Genomic DNA, 14,865 nt, shown 5'->3' with positions numbered 1-14,865 from the left:
GATTGGCACCCTCGGTTCAGGGTAAGGCTAAATCGTGAATTCATTGTGAAAACACTATGCACTAATGCATCAGACTTGCAATCGGTTGCAATGCGCTGGTGTTTTTGACGCTGGGTGCCGGGGATCATTGGGGAGAATGGTGGGTGATGAGAGACTCGAACTCCCGACATCTTCGGTGTAAACGAAGCGCTCTACCAACTGAGCTAATCACCCGTGACGGTGCATGTAGCCAAGCCTGCGTCCGGGCGCAAGAGGGTCCGGCAGAATTTCTTTACTCAAAATCGATTTGTGTTGAACTGAGGGGCAGAACCCAGTGAGGCGCGTGCAAAGGCGCTTGCGTGTCACATGCCGCCTCAGATATTCCGAAAGGAACTGCAATTTCCAGGCGGGGGAAACAGGATCCTGTCCAACGCGCGCCGAGTTTTGATCGCGGCCCTGGTTCTGGGCGCAATGGTGCTGGCTCCGCTTCGTGCAGGGGCTGAGGGGATTTTGGTATTCGCCGCAGCAAGCCTAAAGACAGCGCTGGATGAGGTTGCGATGGGGTACCAGCAGGAGACGGGTAAGAACGTCACCGTTTCTTATGCGGCCTCGTCAGTGCTTGCGCGGCAAATTCAGCTTGGGGCACCGGCGGACCTGTTTATCTCGGCCAATGTGGATTGGATGAATGTGCTGCAGGACCAGGGGTTGGTAGAGGCCGCGTCGCGGGTCGACCTTTTGGGGAACGGGCTGGTTCTGATCGGCGGTGCGGGTCAATCTGACCTCGGCGCAATGCAGCCGGATGTTGACCTGTCATCGGCTCTGAACGGTGGCTATCTTGCGATGGCACTGGTGGATGCGGTACCCGCCGGAATCTACGGCAAAGCCGCATTGCAAAGCCTTGGGTTATGGCAGGGCGTCCAGGGCCAGATTGCGCAGACGGACAATGTGCGTGCGGCGCTTGCGCTTGTAGCGACGGGTGCTGCGCCTCTGGGGATCGTTTACCGCTCGGATGCGCAGGTCGAAGACAGGGTTCGCGTGGTTGCCGAGTTTTCATCCCAGCTGCATCCTCCAATCATCTATCCGGCGGCTGTGACGACAGGAGCCCCTGAAAACGCGCGTGCGTTCCTGGCACATCTGCAGTCTGAGACTGCGGCTGTGGTGTTCAAAAAGCAGGGTTTTGCCCTGCCAAACGGATAACTGCATGGGGTGGCTGGGACCGGCAGAGCTGGAGGCGCTCAAACTGTCATTGCGCGTATCCTTCTGGGCGACGCTGGTGACTTTGCCTTTGGGTATTCTTGTTGCCTACGCGTTGGCGCGCTGGCGGTTTCCGGGTCGGCAGGTGTTGAACGGGCTGGTACATCTGCCTTTGATCCTGCCGCCGGTGGTGACCGGGTATCTGCTGCTGTTGACCTTTGGCATTCAGGGGCCGCTGGGCAAGCTGCTGGCGGAATTCGGGATCGTGGTGGCCTTTCGCTGGACCGGGGCTGCGCTGGCTGCGGGTATCATGGCCTTTCCGTTGATGGTGCGCGCCATCCGGCTGTCGATTGAGGCCGTAGACCCAAAGCTTGAACAAGCTGGCGCGACGCTGGGGGCTTCGCGTCTTTTTGTGTTTGCCACGGTGACTTTACCGATGATCTTGCCGGGTGTAATCGCGGGCGCGATCCTGGCCTTTGCCAAAGCTATGGGAGAGTTTGGGGCTACGATCACCTTTGTCTCAAACATCCCGGGGCAAACACAAACCCTGCCGTCGGCGGTATACGCCTTCCTGCAGGTTCCGGGGGGCGAAGCCGCTGCGACTCGTCTGGTCGTGATTTCAATCGTGATCGCCATGGGGGCGTTGTTGCTGTCCGAATTTGTTGGCCGCCGCGTTGCCGCAAGGGTGGCCGGATCATGAGCCTGTCCGTCCGCCTTCAGCACGATCTGAATGACCTCAGGCTGGACCTGAGCTTTGATGCTCCGCCGGGGGTGACGGTTCTGTTCGGGCGTTCAGGGTCCGGGAAGACGACGATCGTCAATGCCGTGGCAGGGTTGCTGAAACCTATGGCCGGGCGCGTCAGTATCGATGGTTGGGATTTGTTCGATACCGCGCAGGGCCTGTGGTTGCCGCCGCACAAAAGGCGGTTGGGTTACATTTTTCAGGAAGGTCGCCTTTTCCCGCACCTGACTGTGCGCCAGAACCTTTTCTATGGGACATGGTTTGCTCCCAAAGGGGCCCGCCGAGAAGACCCGGACAAAGTGATCGAGATGCTGGGAATCGGGCAGCTTTTGAATCGCAGGCCCGCAGGTTTGTCGGGTGGTGAAAAGCAACGAGTGGCCATTGGACGTGCATTGCTTGCCAGCCCGCGTTTGATCCTGGCGGATGAACCGCTAGCGGCCCTGGACGATGCGCGCAAGGCTGAGATTCTTCCATATTTTGAACGTCTGCGGGATGAGGTCTCAGTCCCAATTCTTTACGTGACCCACTCAGCGGCCGAGGTCGCGCGGCTGGCCACATCCGTGGTGGCGCTGCAGGATGGGCAGGTTTTGCGGCACGGTCCTGCGTCAGAGGTTCTGGCCGATCCGTCGGTTGCACCGGCGGGCGTGCGGGCCGTGGGCGCGGTATTACAGGTGCGGGTCGTCCGACATCATTTAGATGGGCTGACAGAATTGGACGCGGGCGGTACGCCCCTGTACCTGCCCCGTATACCGCATCAGGTTGCGGAAGAACTGCGTATACGCATCCCTGCGCAAGAAGTCATCCTGTCCAGCAAACCGCCCGAAGGCTTGTCAGCTTTGAACGTGCTGCAAGGCGCGGTTGATACGATCCGTGCGGGCGAGGGGCCGGGGGCCATCGTGTCCGTAAAGACACCCGCGGGCACAGTTCTGGCCCGTGTCACGCGCCGTTCGGTCGAGGCGCTTGGGTTGCAACCGGGCAAGCCTTGTTACGCGGTGATCAAAACGGTTGCCCTTGCGCCGCAGGATGTCGGTGGACATCTGGGCGGGCACTAGGCCAAAGCACGCGCCTCAAACTCGCGCAGGATACGGCGAGCGGCCCTACCAAAGCCCATTCCGTTCGGGGTAGGAGCGTCCGGGAAGATCGCAGCCAGTTCCTGAAGGGCGTCGGAAGACAAGGTGTAGAGGGACTCCTCACCCAAAAACAGGCTTTCAGCCAATGCGCCCTCGGCCGTCAGGATTTCGTGATTGTCCAGCAGGATATGATAGTACTCGACCGGGTCATCTGAGGCCTCAATTTCGATCCCCGGCCAAGAACATAGATGCTTGGCCGCAATCAGAACTTCAGGCGCACCAAACAGCAGTTCGACCTTTGGCCCGCTGACCAGAATGCGGTGTTGCTGCGAGACCAGCAGATCGCGCTTGGGTTGCCCCTGACCCAAACTGCCCGCCCTAATCCGAACCGGACGCATGGCAGGGTTTTCATGCAGTCTTTCAGGTGGCAGCGCGCTGCTTTCGATCCATCGGATCGGTTGCAAACCATGATCAGCGGTCATGATCCTGTCGCCAACGTCCAGCGTTTCGATGTGCCGATGGCCCCCTTCGGCCAAAATCAGAGTGCCGGATGTAAAACAAACACCTTCTATGGAGATCGTGATCTCTTGAGTCAGATCGTAAGGGGCTATTTCGAGTTCATCGTTGATTTCGAACCCGGTGACCCGAACGGTGAATGTGTCCGTGACGGTCGTCCCGAATGGGATGTCATCGTAGTCGCTTGGATTGACCGTATAGGTCCATTCCCCGGTATTCGGATCGATTGATGCCACGCCTAGGGACGGTTGTTCAGAGATCGACCAGTTCTGCGACAAGGGGAAGCCGCTCAGCCCAAGATCCCCGGTGGCCTCATTCGGAGGGTCACCGGTCACGGTCCCGGTTGTCGTGCCTACGATGGATACCATCTCATGCCCCTCCTTTCTCAAGGATCTCACGAAACTCCTTTTTTCGGTAGAGCTTCATATGAACCTCACCGGCGTCGTCACGGGTCCATTCTACGATCCGGTTGCGGGTCAGGTCGCTGTCCATTCGATTGGTGCGAACCCGCGGGTGCGGGATTTCCTTTTTCAGAATATCCACGATCTGATTTGTTTGTCCGAACGGGGCCACAAGATCGATGATCCAAAAAGAGGTCCCGCTGGCAAAATCGGTGTCCTTCAGTGGCTTTTCCTGAATGGCATAGCGACGCTCGGCATCGGGGCTGAGGCCTGCAAAGGTCACAAAGCCCCTTGGAAAACCGTTCTGGCGAAAGATGTGATATTGATTCAGCCGGAAGGGTGTTTCAAAGGCATAAAGAACCTGCCCCAGATTGCGAGGCCGATGAGTTTTGGTCAGCGACGCAAGATAGAACATGGCGCCAAAATCCGCGTATTTCTCGGGCGGAATGTCAAACCAACCTTCTGGAAACGCTTTGCTCAAAACAAACCTCGGTCCAAAACTGACTTGATACTAATTGGTTACGGCGTGAATTGATACAGTTTTACCCCGGGCGTCCGGTCGGGAGGACTCGTGCCGCAGCTTTACTCGGTTCCCGGGTTCACTATGATTTGGGGCAGGTTCTGTTTCAAAATGGGAATTGCAGTTATGCGCGTATTAAAAATAACGGCGGTGACCGCGATTATGCTGTTACCAGCATTGGCCGAGGCTGTGGGATTTCGGTTTGGAGTGTACCGAGGGTTTCAGACCGATGTGACACCTTTGGAAAACGGCACCTACCGTGTTGCGGTCAGCGGGTCGTCCGCTCCGGTGACGTATTGGTGCGGGATCGGTGATTACGCAATCACCAAGCTCAGAACCAAGGCGACGCAAAGGATTTACATCTCACGCGCATACGAAAAGGGAACCCGCACGGTCGAGTTTTCGCTGACCCCACCTGACGGGGTGGATACGACTCCGGGCTATTCGATCACGGTGAAACGAGTGGGCGAAAACATGTCGGCTGGATCCGCGCAGGGTTACTGCTGGGACAACGTACTGGACCTTGGGTTTAGGTAAGGCCTCAGACCCATTTCGCCAGCGGCGGCAGGCTCATCAGCACTGCATCCGGGTCGTGACCGGTTTCCAGGCCGAATTTCGTGCCCCGGTCATAAACCAGGTTGTATTCGGCATAGAGGCCACGGTGCACCAGTTGTGTGTTCTTGTCGGCATCGTCAAAACCCTGCACTCGGCGCTTTTCGACCAAGGGCAGGAATGCGGGCAGGAAGGCGCGACCAATGTCCTGCGTCAGCGCGAAGTCTGCGGTCCAATCGCCAGTACAGTAATCATCCATGAAAATCCCGCCCACGCCGCGGGCGCGTTTGCGGTGGGGGATATAGAAATACTCATCCGCCCACTCTTTGAGGCGGGGGTAATGGCCGGGACCATGCGGGTCCAGATACTGTTTCTGAGTGGCGTGGAAATGCGCGGTATCGTCATCATACTCGATGCAGGGGTTCAGATCCGATCCACCGCCGAACCACCAAGCGTGGGGCGTCCAGAACATGCGGGTGTTCATGTGAACAGCAGGCGCATGAGGGTTCTGCATATGGGCCACCAATGAGATGCCTGAGGCCCAGAACCGTGGATCGTCGGCCATTCCGGGAATGCCCTTGCGGGCGGCCATTGCCTGCTGCGCACGCTCGCCCAGTGTTCCGTAGACGGTCGAGACATTGACGCCGACCTTTTCAAAGACCCGCCCGCCGCGCATCACCGACATCAATCCACCGCCTGCGTCCGATCCGTCCGCAGATTGGCGTTTGGTTTCCTTGACCTCGAACCGCCCGGCTTGGGCGTCGGACAGGGGGCCGGTGTCGTGGCTGTCTTCCAATGCCTCGAACGCGGTGACAATCTCATCGCGCAGTTCGCGGAACCAGGCGGCGGCGGTTGCTTTTTCTGTGTCGAACATAGGGCTTAATGGGCTGGGGCTGCGACGGGGTCCAGCAACGTGCGGCCGCCGTCAATTGTCAGGATTTGTCCGGTGATGAACCCGGCAGCGTCCGAGGCCAGAAACTGCGCAGTCTCGGTCAACTCGTTCGGGGCCGCAATTCGGGCCAGAGGCGTGTGTTTTTCGATGTCGTACCGGAAATCCCGGTTCTCTTTCAGTGTAGACTGCAGCGATGCACTCATCACCGATCCAAGAGCAATCGAGTTAACGCGTATCCGGTTGGGTGCCAAAGCGACCGCCAGCGAGCGGGTCATCTGATCCAGCGCAGCCGTGGAAACGGAATAGGCCATCAGGTCCGGGTGCGTGCGCCGCGCCGCGATCGAGGACAGGTTGATGATCGATCCCGCGGGACCTTCGTCCTCGTCACCTGCTTGTTTGATCATGCGTTTGGCCACCGCTTGGCTGAGGCGCAGCGCAGGCATCAGGTTCTGATTGAGAAGGGTCCGTACAGAATCATCGTCCGTGTCCAGCGGGTCTGACGTGATCACTTGTCGCGAGCCGTTGATCAGGATGTCCACCTGGTCAAAGGCATCCAGCGTTGCGGACAGCAGGTTTGCGATGGTCAGTTTTTCCCGAAGGTCTCCGGCAAAGAACCGGATGTTGCTGTCGTCTGCCTGTTCACCCAACTCTTCAGACAACCGCTTTTCGTCCATGTCCGCGAACATGACATTGGCACCTGCATCCGCAAAGTGGCGCCCGATGGCCAGCCCGACGCCGTTGGCGCTGCCTGTGACGATGGCTGTCTTGCCGGCTATGGAAAAGGACATGCGTTGTCTCCTGAGTTGCGGCGCAGGTTAACCGGGATTAGACCCTGGGGCGAGAGGCGTGAAACACCTTGAACCGATTGTCACCGGCCACTTCCTGAGCCTGAGCAAAACTGTCAGCCAGCGTGACCTCGTAAGGTAAGTGGCGGTTGGCAACCATCCAAAGGCTGCCGTTGCGGGTCAGGTTGCGCGCTGCGGATTTGATAAAGCCTTGCCCGAGTTCGGGATCGGCCGCGCGGGACGTATGGAATGGAGGGTTCATGACCACCGTGTCCAAAGGCTCTGGCGCTTTCCAAGTAACGGCATCGGCCCAATGGAACTGCGCATTGCTGTCTGCCAGATTGGTGCGCGCGCATGTCAGGGCGATGTGATCAGCCTCAACCAGGTGAAGCGCGCGGGGATTGGTCAGCTTGAGCACTTCAGCAGACAGATAGCCCCAGCCCGCGCCCAGATCCGCGATTCGCGCACCCAGCTTTTGAGGCAAAGACTTCAGCAACAACGCCGAAGCCGGGTCGATCCCATCAGCGGAAAACACGCCGGGTGCGGTGCGAAATCCGTCGACCATTTGCGCTTGCGGTGCGGCCCAGTCGGCAAACGCTTCGAGTCTGGATTGGAACCAGAAGATCTTTCCATGCGCCTTGGCAATCGGGCCTTCGACATCAACGCGCTTGCGGATGTCTTTCAGCAAACTGTCCACACCATTGGTCTTGGCACCGTCAATCACGATCAGCCCGCTGGCACGCTGACAGGCCTGATGCACCATGCTGCGCGCCAGTGCCTTGGCGCGAGGCAGAATGACGATGGCATCCTGACATGGCTCGCTGGTCTCGGGCGTTGTGTTGAAGCCTTGCGCTGCAAAATGGTCGTGAAACGGTTTGAACGGCTGCACCACTTGTGTTTCGCGCAGCAAATTCGACAGATCGTTGTCCATTGTCGGGCCCAGCACGCTGAGTGGTTGCGACAGGTCGAGGCCGCTTTGCAGGGCGAGGTCTAGGCGAGGGGACATCGGCAATTTTGGAAGAGGGGCCGGGACAGGCTTACTCTTCGCGTTCCATTGTGCATTGCAGGGGGTGTTGGTGCCTGCGGGCGAAATCCATGACCTGGCCCACTTTGGTCTCGGCGATTTCATGGCTGAACACACCAACAACCGCGACGCCCTTTTTGTGGACCGTCAGCATGATCTCGAACGCCTCGGCGTGGGTCATGCCAAAGAACCTTTCCAGCACGTGGACCACGAATTCCATCGGGGTGTAGTCGTCGTTCAGCAACAGCACTTTATACAGGGGCGGGCGCTTGGTCTTGGGGCGCGTCTGTACCAACAGCGACGGATCACCGTCGTCGTCCGGTCTGTCAGACATCATCCATATGTGTTTAGTCATCGCGCGCCTTTTGTCCGATTCAGGCTTCGGTTTGTCTGCAGCGTTATATAACGTTCAAGGGGTCAGAGAAAAGAGCCAGCAGGACGTAATCGAAATGGAAAAAGCGCTGACCACTATCGGGTTCGACGCCGACGACACCCTTTGGCACAACGAACGTTTTTTCCAACTGACCCAAGCCCATTTCGCAGAATTGCTGGCAGATCATGCGGATCGCGATCACCTGCTGGACCGCTTGCTTGCAGCTGAAAAACGCAACATCCGCCACTATGGATACGGAATCAAAGGGTTCATCCTGTCGATGATCGAAACCGCAATCGAGGTGACCGAAGACCGTGTGCCAGCCTCGGTCATCCGGCAACTGGTCGAGGCGGGACAAGAGATGCTGGCGCACCCGATCGAGTTGTTGCCCCACGCACGCGAAGCCATCGAAGCGGTGGCAGACACACATCGGGTGATTCTGATCACCAAGGGCGATCTGATCGATCAGGAACGTAAGCTTGCACAATCCGGGTTGGGAGAGCTGTTCGACGAGGTCGAAATCGTGTCCGAAAAGGCACCCCAGACCTATCGCGAGATCTTTGCCCGTCACGGCGAAGGGACGGATACCGCGATGATGGTGGGCAATTCGATGCGCTCTGACGTGGTGGCCCCGATTGAGGCCGGATGTTGGGGCGTGTATGTGCCGCATGGGCTGGTGTGGGAGATTGAGAAGGCGGAAACTCCAACAGATAACCCGCGGTACAAAGAATTACAGAATTTGGGCGGATTGGCCGATCTTGTTCGGCAATTAAGTTGATGTTGCCAATTCGCCGCAGTTTCCGAAAAACGGTGCTCTGTGCGTGTTCTGAAAACGTCGCCGGTGCCGATGTAGTGCGTTCGGTTGCATCCAGCGCCATATATAGTGCCTCGTCGCAGCGATAACGAAACGGCGAATTTGCACGCTTTCGGTTTATTTCACGGGGTCTCTGTGTTAGCCTTGGTAACAATAAAATAAAATTCGCGCCGACCGGGAAAATCCGGCGGCCAGAGGTAGACAGAGGCAAAGATCGTGCAGGTTCGGCGGACAGTTCCGGCCCGAATGGGCTTATTTCTTATAGCATTCTTGTGGCTGCTCTCTTTCGCGCCGTTGCAAGGTTGGGCAGCACCTTATGCGGCGATGGTCATCGACGCGCGAACCGGAGAGGTCCTGCATTCGCGCAACGCTGATACGCGGCTCCATCCGGCTTCATTGACCAAAATGATGACGCTCTACATCGCATTCGAGGCGGTGCGGAACGGCGAGATCACGCTGGATACACCAGTTCGGATCACCAAAAAGGCAGCGGCTGAACCCCCCTCGAAGCTGGGCCTACGGAGCGGGCAGACGATCGCGTTCCGGTATCTGATCCGGGCGGCTGCGGTGAAATCCGCCAACGATGCGGCCACTGCGATCGGTATCGCGATCAGCGGGTCCGAGGCCGCGTTTGCGCGTCGTATGACGCGCACTGCTAAAGCCATGGGGATGAGCCGGACGACATTCAAGAACGCACACGGCCTGACGGAATCGGGTCATTTGTCCACGGCACGTGACATGACCACGCTGGGCCGTCACCTGCTTTATGATTATCCGCAGTACTACAACTTGTTCTCGCGCCAATCCACGCATGCCGGGATCAAGACGGTTCCCAATACAAACCGTCGCTTGTTGGCCGCCTACAAGGGTGCCGACGGAATCAAAACCGGATACACGCGAGCTGCAGGTTTCAATCTGGTGGCATCGGCCAAGCGCAAGGATGAACGCATCATCGCGACCGTTTTTGGCGGTAAATCTGGTGCGTCGCGGAATGCCAAAGTAGCCGAGTTGCTGGACATGGGTTTCCGTCGTGCCCCTTCGCGCGCGCCGATCCGGAAACCGGCCCGCCCTGCCTATGCTGGAAATGCCGGTTTGGGAGCAACCGTTGCAGCTCTGACTGGTGCGCCGAAATCCAGCCTGCGTCCTGTTCTGCGTCCCGGACCGGGTGCAGCCGTACAGGTTGCAGGCACCGTGGTTGAAACGGCTGCGAAGAACCGCACACGGATCCAGGACGGCATTGCTGCGGCGATTGCTGCGGCAGACATCGAGCCTTCGGCCGGTACCGATACACCGCGGCCCTCGGCACGACCCGAAGATCTGGTTCTGGCCTCAACCGATCCGGCGGCCCAACCAGAGCCTGAGCAAGAGATTGTCACGCGCCTGTCCACATCGGGCGGACGTTTGTGGGGCGTGAATGTTGGCCGCTATACCACCCGATATGAGGCGGAGAAGATTCTTCTGAAAACCGCGCTATCGGAAATGACCACTCTGGAAGGCACGCTGCGCAAGGTAAACCAAAGCTCGCGCGGCTTTGACGCGACATTCCAGGGCATGACCCGCGAACAGGCTGATCTGGCCTGCCGCAGGCTGCAGGCCCGCAATGTCACCTGTTTCATGATCGGGCCGTCATAAGACCCGACATATTCTCTCCTGAATGGGTATTGGCTGCGAGGAAACTCGCAGCCTTTTTTTGTCAGTCGAAGACGTGACCGTGCTGGTATTGTTCGTCCTGACCAGCGGCTGCGGTCAGAGCTGCCACATTGTCCTTGGTAAAGAACCCGTCATAGTGATGGCAGCGCTCGATATACTCGGTGATCAGCAGCGTATATTTTGAGTGTTTTGAGAAGATCTGTTTAAGGTTCGGATCGTCCTTACATTCACCGACCACATGGGCCAGGAACGGCACGCCCTTGTCCTTTAGCGTGTTGACCACGAAGTCGACGTTTTTTTCACCGGCTCCATGATCACCGTCCTGAATCTCAACGGCCATGTGATGTAGCCGGCGGCCAAAGTTCCGCACGAAGTCCTCGGTCGGCATCGGCAGCTGTTCGAACGAATTCACAAAGGACGGGGTGTTGTTGGCGGTAAAGACCTTGGCGGGGGATTTCTTGTCGTCATCCACATTTGCGTTCCGGTTCACATTGGTCGACGAATTCATGTCAAAGATATTATACGCACCCCAAAAGTAATAGGGGACCATGGTCAGGAACTCGAGGATTGCGTCCTCACGCTCGCCCGCCAGAATACGCGTGGCCAGATGGTCGATCCCCAGCATCAGGGGCGCAATTTTGCTGTCTGCCCCAAACGCCGCCGCCTGATCCAGCCGGGCCTGTTCGTCATCGCTCAGCAAGATGCGGTCGCCTAGGCCCAGACTGTCGGTGTCACTGAAGTCCAACGATGAGTAGCCGACCCTGTTGCAGGTGAAATCCGAAGGAGTCGTAAAGCGAAAGCCGTCTAGGGTGTAAAACGGGTTTTCGGTGTCACCCTTGTACTCGAACCGAATGTTCTGATCCTCAAGTGTTTTGGTCAGAGTCTTCAGGTCCGATGCGCCAAACACCTCTCCGACATAGCGGGTCTGAGGCGTATTGCGGGCCAGCGGGTACATGCGGTTGATGCGGGGGATGAAGTCTTCGAACGATGGGCTGAGAGGGGCCATCACGATCATCACGGGATAGTCGGCATGCGAATGAAGCACTGCGAACTTGTGCGTCTGTCCCAGATATCTGGCCGTGTGCCGGTACGGGGTCATGACGTAGAGCTCCAGCAGCGTGTCGAACAACGCGTCCGGTTCAACCTGAATTACGATCGCCCGCATCGCCCCGACCTGATCCGCCACGCCCGAGCTTTGGCGGCGTTCGTAAATCATCGGCAGATACTGGTGAAAGAACTCTGAGTTCTTTTTGTCGCCGCGCGGTTCGTAAGTCATCAGATCAAAAGACATTGGCCAATCTCCTTGCCCATACCAGTCCGGCATAGCGTTGCTTGGAATTGTGGTATTCAGAACATGCACTTGCAGACATGCTAGGGGCTGAATCCCCTACGAGCAACAGTCCGAGAATAGATCGTCAGTCTAACAACCAGATTTCTATCGCATGAATTTTGTCACCTCGACACCGCCGTCGATCAGGGTTTTGCGGACAGAGCGGGCAATCTGTACGGCCGTCGGACCATCGCCATGCAGGCAGATCGTATCGATTGAGGTCTCAAGCCGCTGCCCGCTTTCGGTGATGATGGCGCCCTCGCGGACCATGTTGAGAATGCGGGGGCCAGCAACGTCCGGGTCGTGGATAACAGCGCCCGGCAGGCTGCGGTCTACAAGAGTGCCATCGTCGTTGTAGGCGCGGTCCGCAAAAATCTCGCCAACCCATTTGCAACCCAGTTCGCGCGCCGCCTCTTCCTGTTTGGTAACGGCCAGCACCATGATGATGATATCCGGGTCCACATCCAGCGCGCCCTGATAGCAGGCCCGCGCCATGTCCAGGTCGACCGAACACATATTGGCCAGCGCGCCATGCAGTTTCAGATGCCGGACTTCGGTACCAACGGCCTTGGCCATACCTATTGCTGCGCCCAGTTGATACCGCACTATATTGCGCAGGCTGTCATGAGGCACTTTCATGTTGCGGCGGCCAAAGCCTTGCAGGTCAGGAAAGCCGGGATGGGCACCGATGCCGACACCATTCTCGGCGGCCAGTTTCATCGTCTTACCCATCACATCGGGGTCACCGGCATGAAAGCCGCAGGCGATATTGGCCGACGTAATGATCTTCAACAGGTTTTCGTCATCGCCCATCTTCCATGGGCCAAAGCTCTCGCCCATGTCGGCATTTAGATCGACGCTTGGCATCCAAAATCCTCTCTAGTCGGTGGCCGAGATCATCCCGCTGATCAATTGGTAGGACAACAGGTCCGGTATGTCATGCGGATCGCGAACCAGTGGCTCGATTTGAGCAGGCAGTTTGGCCAGCCCGGCGTGATAGGCGGCTTGCAGGATAGTTGCCTCCTCCAGTGACACAAACTGGAACCTGATCGACCCACCCGCCGGGGTTTGTGCGGCGCGCGGCAGGTCGCACGGCAGAACTGTTGCGATGCGGGGATACCCTCCGGTCGTTTGGCATTCGGGCAGCAGGATGAACGGGTTTCCAGTGCCCGTCATCTGTATGTCGCCCGGCGTGATGACTTCGGATAGGATATTCAGCTGACCCTTGGCGGCGAACCCTTCCCCCGCACTGTCGAGTTGCATTCCCATCCGGTTGGCCCGACTTCCCCGGCGAAACTCGGTCTGGGCAAAGCGATCCAACGTGGGCTGATCGAACAGCGGGGTTTGAAAGCTGGCGACCACGCGCAGCACGCCACCCGAAAAGCGATCATCGTGCCCCAGCTTCATGCCTGTCACCCCTGGTCCACTGCCGACGGGCAACTTATCCCCGACCCGGAGCGTTTGCCCGACCTTGGCCGTCAGATGCGCCGCGCGTGACCCAAGAAAGGCTTGGGACGCAATACCACCGCTGACGTGCAGGTAACCAAATGTGCCGCGCGTCGCTGCGCCGATTACTAGTCTTTGTCCCGCTTCCATATGATGAGACGCATTCCAAACGACCGGGGCACCATCAATGCTGGCCTGCATCGGGGCGCCGGTCAACCCGATGCCCAGAGGTTTCGTTGCCTCAAACTCGCCCCCAGTCCCCGCCATTTCCAACGCAGCAAGGCCTGGGTTTTGGCCCAACAAGGCCGCCCCCTCATGTAATGCCGTCAGATCTGCGGCGCCAGATCGGGATAAGCCCTGATCCAGATATCCGACGCGGCCCTGATCCTGAACGTTGCACGCGGGACCGATGCGATGGACAATCAAGCTCATCCCGCGATCTCCTGGCATGTTGCGCCGCCGGTGCCGCTCGCGTTGTCGGCGCGGGCGGCTTCAAGCTCCTCACGGGTGACAGAAACAAACTGCATTTCGTCCCCGGGCTTCAACGCAAAGCTCTGAGGCGCTTCTGGCCGAAAGCAGCGGAATGCTGTCTGACCCACGTGCCGCCACCCGGTGGGCGTCGGCCCCGAAAACAAAACGAATTGCGAGATCGCCAGAACCAACGCGCCTTCAGGGACCATGGGTGTCAGTTCTTTGAGGCGCGGAATGTCGAATTCCGGCCCAAGCGGACCCAGATAGGGCTGACCTGGCGCAAAGCCGATGGTCAGAACACGCACCCGGCTGTTGCTAAGCCGCCGGATCGCCTCAGCCGGATCCAGCCCGGCTGCTGCGGCAGCCTCATCCAGTTGTGGGGCCAGCTCGCCTCCATAGACAGTGGGAACACGCCAAAGGCAACGGCCGGCTGGCAAAGGGGCCTCATACCAGTTTCGGAGCGCCAGAAGTCGCCGAACCCTTTCCTGAATATCTGCATGGGGCAGTCTTTCCGGGTCGAACCTTATATAGGCCGAAGCGAGGGAGGCCGATGTTTCAATGATGCCATCCCAGACCTGGCGCATGACCTCGCTGCGAAACGCCAGCGCCGCGCGGTTCGATGGTTCGGCCATTACATCGGAGAAGGAAACCAGAAGGCCGTCGAAACCAACCGTGCGGATGCGGGGAAAGGCCTTGTCTTCAGTGGTCGTCATTTCACAGCAAACCCGAGCGTATTCTACAGGCGACCACACAGCATCCGGTTCAAATACGCAAGCCCGTCGTTATGAGGGCTCATTTTCGGGCATCCGAGTCACTTCACTTGTCCAATTTCGACTCGGTGACTCGCTGCCGAGTCGCTTGAGTCTTGTGCTCGGCGTCAGCCGTTGGACTATATGTAGGGGTGGTGGTGCGCGGAAAGGCTCCCGGTCTTTTGGGGTTTTGTCGATAAGGTGGATTAGTTGGTGTAAATGATGGTCGAGGGTGTCTTTTAAGTATCTGTTTTTGTTTGTCTTTCATCCATATTGGAAAAAAATTGCCAAAAGCTGCATTTTTCGGTTGCGGAGGTTTGTTGTAATACTTAGAACCCCCTTCACCGGCGCTGCTGA

General features: G+C 58.1%; 16 protein-coding genes and 1 tRNA gene. 6 read left to right on the top strand and 11 right to left on the bottom strand.

All coding sequences use genetic code 11. From position 1 onward, the window contains the following. Positions 1-137: 137 nt before the first annotated feature. A tRNA-Val gene (locus GOV53_RS11905) sits at positions 138-213 on the bottom strand. Between the two features lie 210 nt (positions 214-423). On the opposite strand from GOV53_RS11905, the gene modA reads away from it, so the two are divergent. From modA to modC, 3 genes are read left to right on the top strand one after another with little or no spacing between them, the layout of a single operon-like run. Next, complete coding sequence (modA, locus tag GOV53_RS11900; protein ID WP_254439275.1) at positions 424-1,176, top strand: molybdate ABC transporter substrate-binding protein; 753 nt, start codon at positions 424-426, stop codon at positions 1,174-1,176. Between the two features lie 4 nt (positions 1,177-1,180). Then, positions 1,181-1,873, top strand: a complete 693-nt coding sequence (gene modB, locus GOV53_RS11895; protein ID WP_170466931.1) for a molybdate ABC transporter permease subunit — start codon at positions 1,181-1,183, stop codon at positions 1,871-1,873. Next, the gene (gene modC, locus GOV53_RS11890) at positions 1,870-2,967 is read left to right on the top strand and encodes a molybdenum ABC transporter ATP-binding protein (protein ID WP_170466929.1); all 1,098 of its coding nucleotides are present in this window, start codon (positions 1,870-1,872) and stop codon (positions 2,965-2,967) included. The genes modB and modC overlap by 4 nt, the downstream gene beginning before the upstream one ends. Here modC and GOV53_RS11885 read toward each other — a convergent pair. Both GOV53_RS11885 and GOV53_RS11880 read right to left on the bottom strand, forming a co-directional pair. After that, on the bottom strand, positions 2,964-3,869 hold the full coding sequence (locus tag GOV53_RS11885; RefSeq protein WP_170466927.1) for a Hint domain-containing protein: 906 nt from the start codon (positions 3,867-3,869) through the stop codon (positions 2,964-2,966). The genes modC and GOV53_RS11885 overlap by 4 nt on opposite strands. A 1-nt stretch (position 3,870) precedes the next feature. Beyond that, positions 3,871-4,383 carry a toxin-activating lysine-acyltransferase gene (locus GOV53_RS11880; RefSeq protein WP_170466924.1) on the bottom strand — a complete coding sequence of 171 codons (513 nt, stop codon included), beginning with the start codon at positions 4,381-4,383 and terminating at the stop codon, positions 3,871-3,873. A 165-nt stretch (positions 4,384-4,548) separates the two neighbouring features. Here GOV53_RS11880 and GOV53_RS11875 point away from each other — a divergent pair, with 165 nt between their 5' ends. Beyond that, positions 4,549-4,959 carry a hypothetical protein gene (locus tag GOV53_RS11875; protein WP_170466922.1) on the top strand — a complete coding sequence of 137 codons (411 nt, stop codon included), beginning with the start codon at positions 4,549-4,551 and terminating at the stop codon, positions 4,957-4,959. A gap of 4 nt (positions 4,960-4,963) precedes the next feature. Here the strand turns inward: GOV53_RS11875 and hemF are convergent, their stop codons facing one another. From hemF to clpS, 4 genes are read right to left on the bottom strand one after another with little or no spacing between them, the layout of a single operon-like run. Then, the gene (hemF, locus tag GOV53_RS11870) at positions 4,964-5,848 is read right to left on the bottom strand and encodes an oxygen-dependent coproporphyrinogen oxidase (protein WP_170466920.1); all 885 of its coding nucleotides are present in this window, start codon (positions 5,846-5,848) and stop codon (positions 4,964-4,966) included. Positions 5,849-5,853: 5 nt separating this feature from the next. Beyond that, the gene (locus GOV53_RS11865; protein ID WP_170466918.1) at positions 5,854-6,654 is read right to left on the bottom strand and encodes an SDR family NAD(P)-dependent oxidoreductase; all 801 of its coding nucleotides are present in this window, start codon (positions 6,652-6,654) and stop codon (positions 5,854-5,856) included. A gap of 37 nt (positions 6,655-6,691) precedes the next feature. Further along, the gene (locus GOV53_RS11860) at positions 6,692-7,657 is read right to left on the bottom strand and encodes a class I SAM-dependent methyltransferase (RefSeq protein WP_170466916.1); all 966 of its coding nucleotides are present in this window, start codon (positions 7,655-7,657) and stop codon (positions 6,692-6,694) included. Between the two features lie 31 nt (positions 7,658-7,688). Continuing rightward, positions 7,689-8,030 (bottom strand): ATP-dependent Clp protease adapter ClpS, encoded by a 342-nt coding sequence (gene clpS, locus GOV53_RS11855; RefSeq protein WP_170466914.1) that lies wholly within the window; start codon positions 8,028-8,030, stop codon positions 7,689-7,691. A gap of 94 nt (positions 8,031-8,124) precedes the next feature. Here clpS and GOV53_RS11850 point away from each other — a divergent pair, with 94 nt between their 5' ends. Together GOV53_RS11850 and GOV53_RS11845 are read left to right on the top strand one after the other, a co-directional pair. Continuing rightward, on the top strand, positions 8,125-8,826 hold the full coding sequence (locus GOV53_RS11850) for an HAD family hydrolase (RefSeq protein WP_170466913.1): 702 nt from the start codon (positions 8,125-8,127) through the stop codon (positions 8,824-8,826). Positions 8,827-9,108: 282 nt separating this feature from the next. Then, positions 9,109-10,494 (top strand): D-alanyl-D-alanine carboxypeptidase family protein, encoded by a 1,386-nt coding sequence (locus GOV53_RS11845; protein WP_170466911.1) that lies wholly within the window; start codon positions 9,109-9,111, stop codon positions 10,492-10,494. A gap of 61 nt (positions 10,495-10,555) precedes the next feature. Here GOV53_RS11845 and GOV53_RS11840 read toward each other — a convergent pair whose 3' ends face one another. From GOV53_RS11840 to GOV53_RS11825, 4 genes are all read right to left on the bottom strand, one after another. After that, positions 10,556-11,803, bottom strand: a complete 1,248-nt coding sequence (locus tag GOV53_RS11840; protein ID WP_170466909.1) for a hypothetical protein — start codon at positions 11,801-11,803, stop codon at positions 10,556-10,558. Between the two features lie 144 nt (positions 11,804-11,947). Further along, positions 11,948-12,709 carry a LamB/YcsF family protein gene (locus GOV53_RS11835; RefSeq protein ID WP_170466907.1) on the bottom strand — a complete coding sequence of 254 codons (762 nt, stop codon included), beginning with the start codon at positions 12,707-12,709 and terminating at the stop codon, positions 11,948-11,950. A gap of 12 nt (positions 12,710-12,721) precedes the next feature. Then, on the bottom strand, positions 12,722-13,720 hold the full coding sequence (locus GOV53_RS11830; protein ID WP_170466905.1) for a biotin-dependent carboxyltransferase family protein: 999 nt from the start codon (positions 13,718-13,720) through the stop codon (positions 12,722-12,724). Next, positions 13,717-14,472, bottom strand: coding sequence for a 5-oxoprolinase subunit B family protein (locus tag GOV53_RS11825; RefSeq protein ID WP_170466903.1), 756 nt, complete (start codon positions 14,470-14,472; stop codon positions 13,717-13,719). The genes GOV53_RS11830 and GOV53_RS11825 overlap by 4 nt, the downstream gene beginning before the upstream one ends. Between the last annotated feature and the right edge of the window lie 393 nt (positions 14,473-14,865).

This window comes from Ruegeria arenilitoris (assembly GCF_013035315.1).
Classification (GTDB): Bacteria; Pseudomonadota; Alphaproteobacteria; order Rhodobacterales; family Rhodobacteraceae; genus Ruegeria; species Ruegeria arenilitoris_D.
Note: the sequence above shows the minus strand (reverse complement) of the source record. Positions and strands in the feature narration are given on the sequence as shown.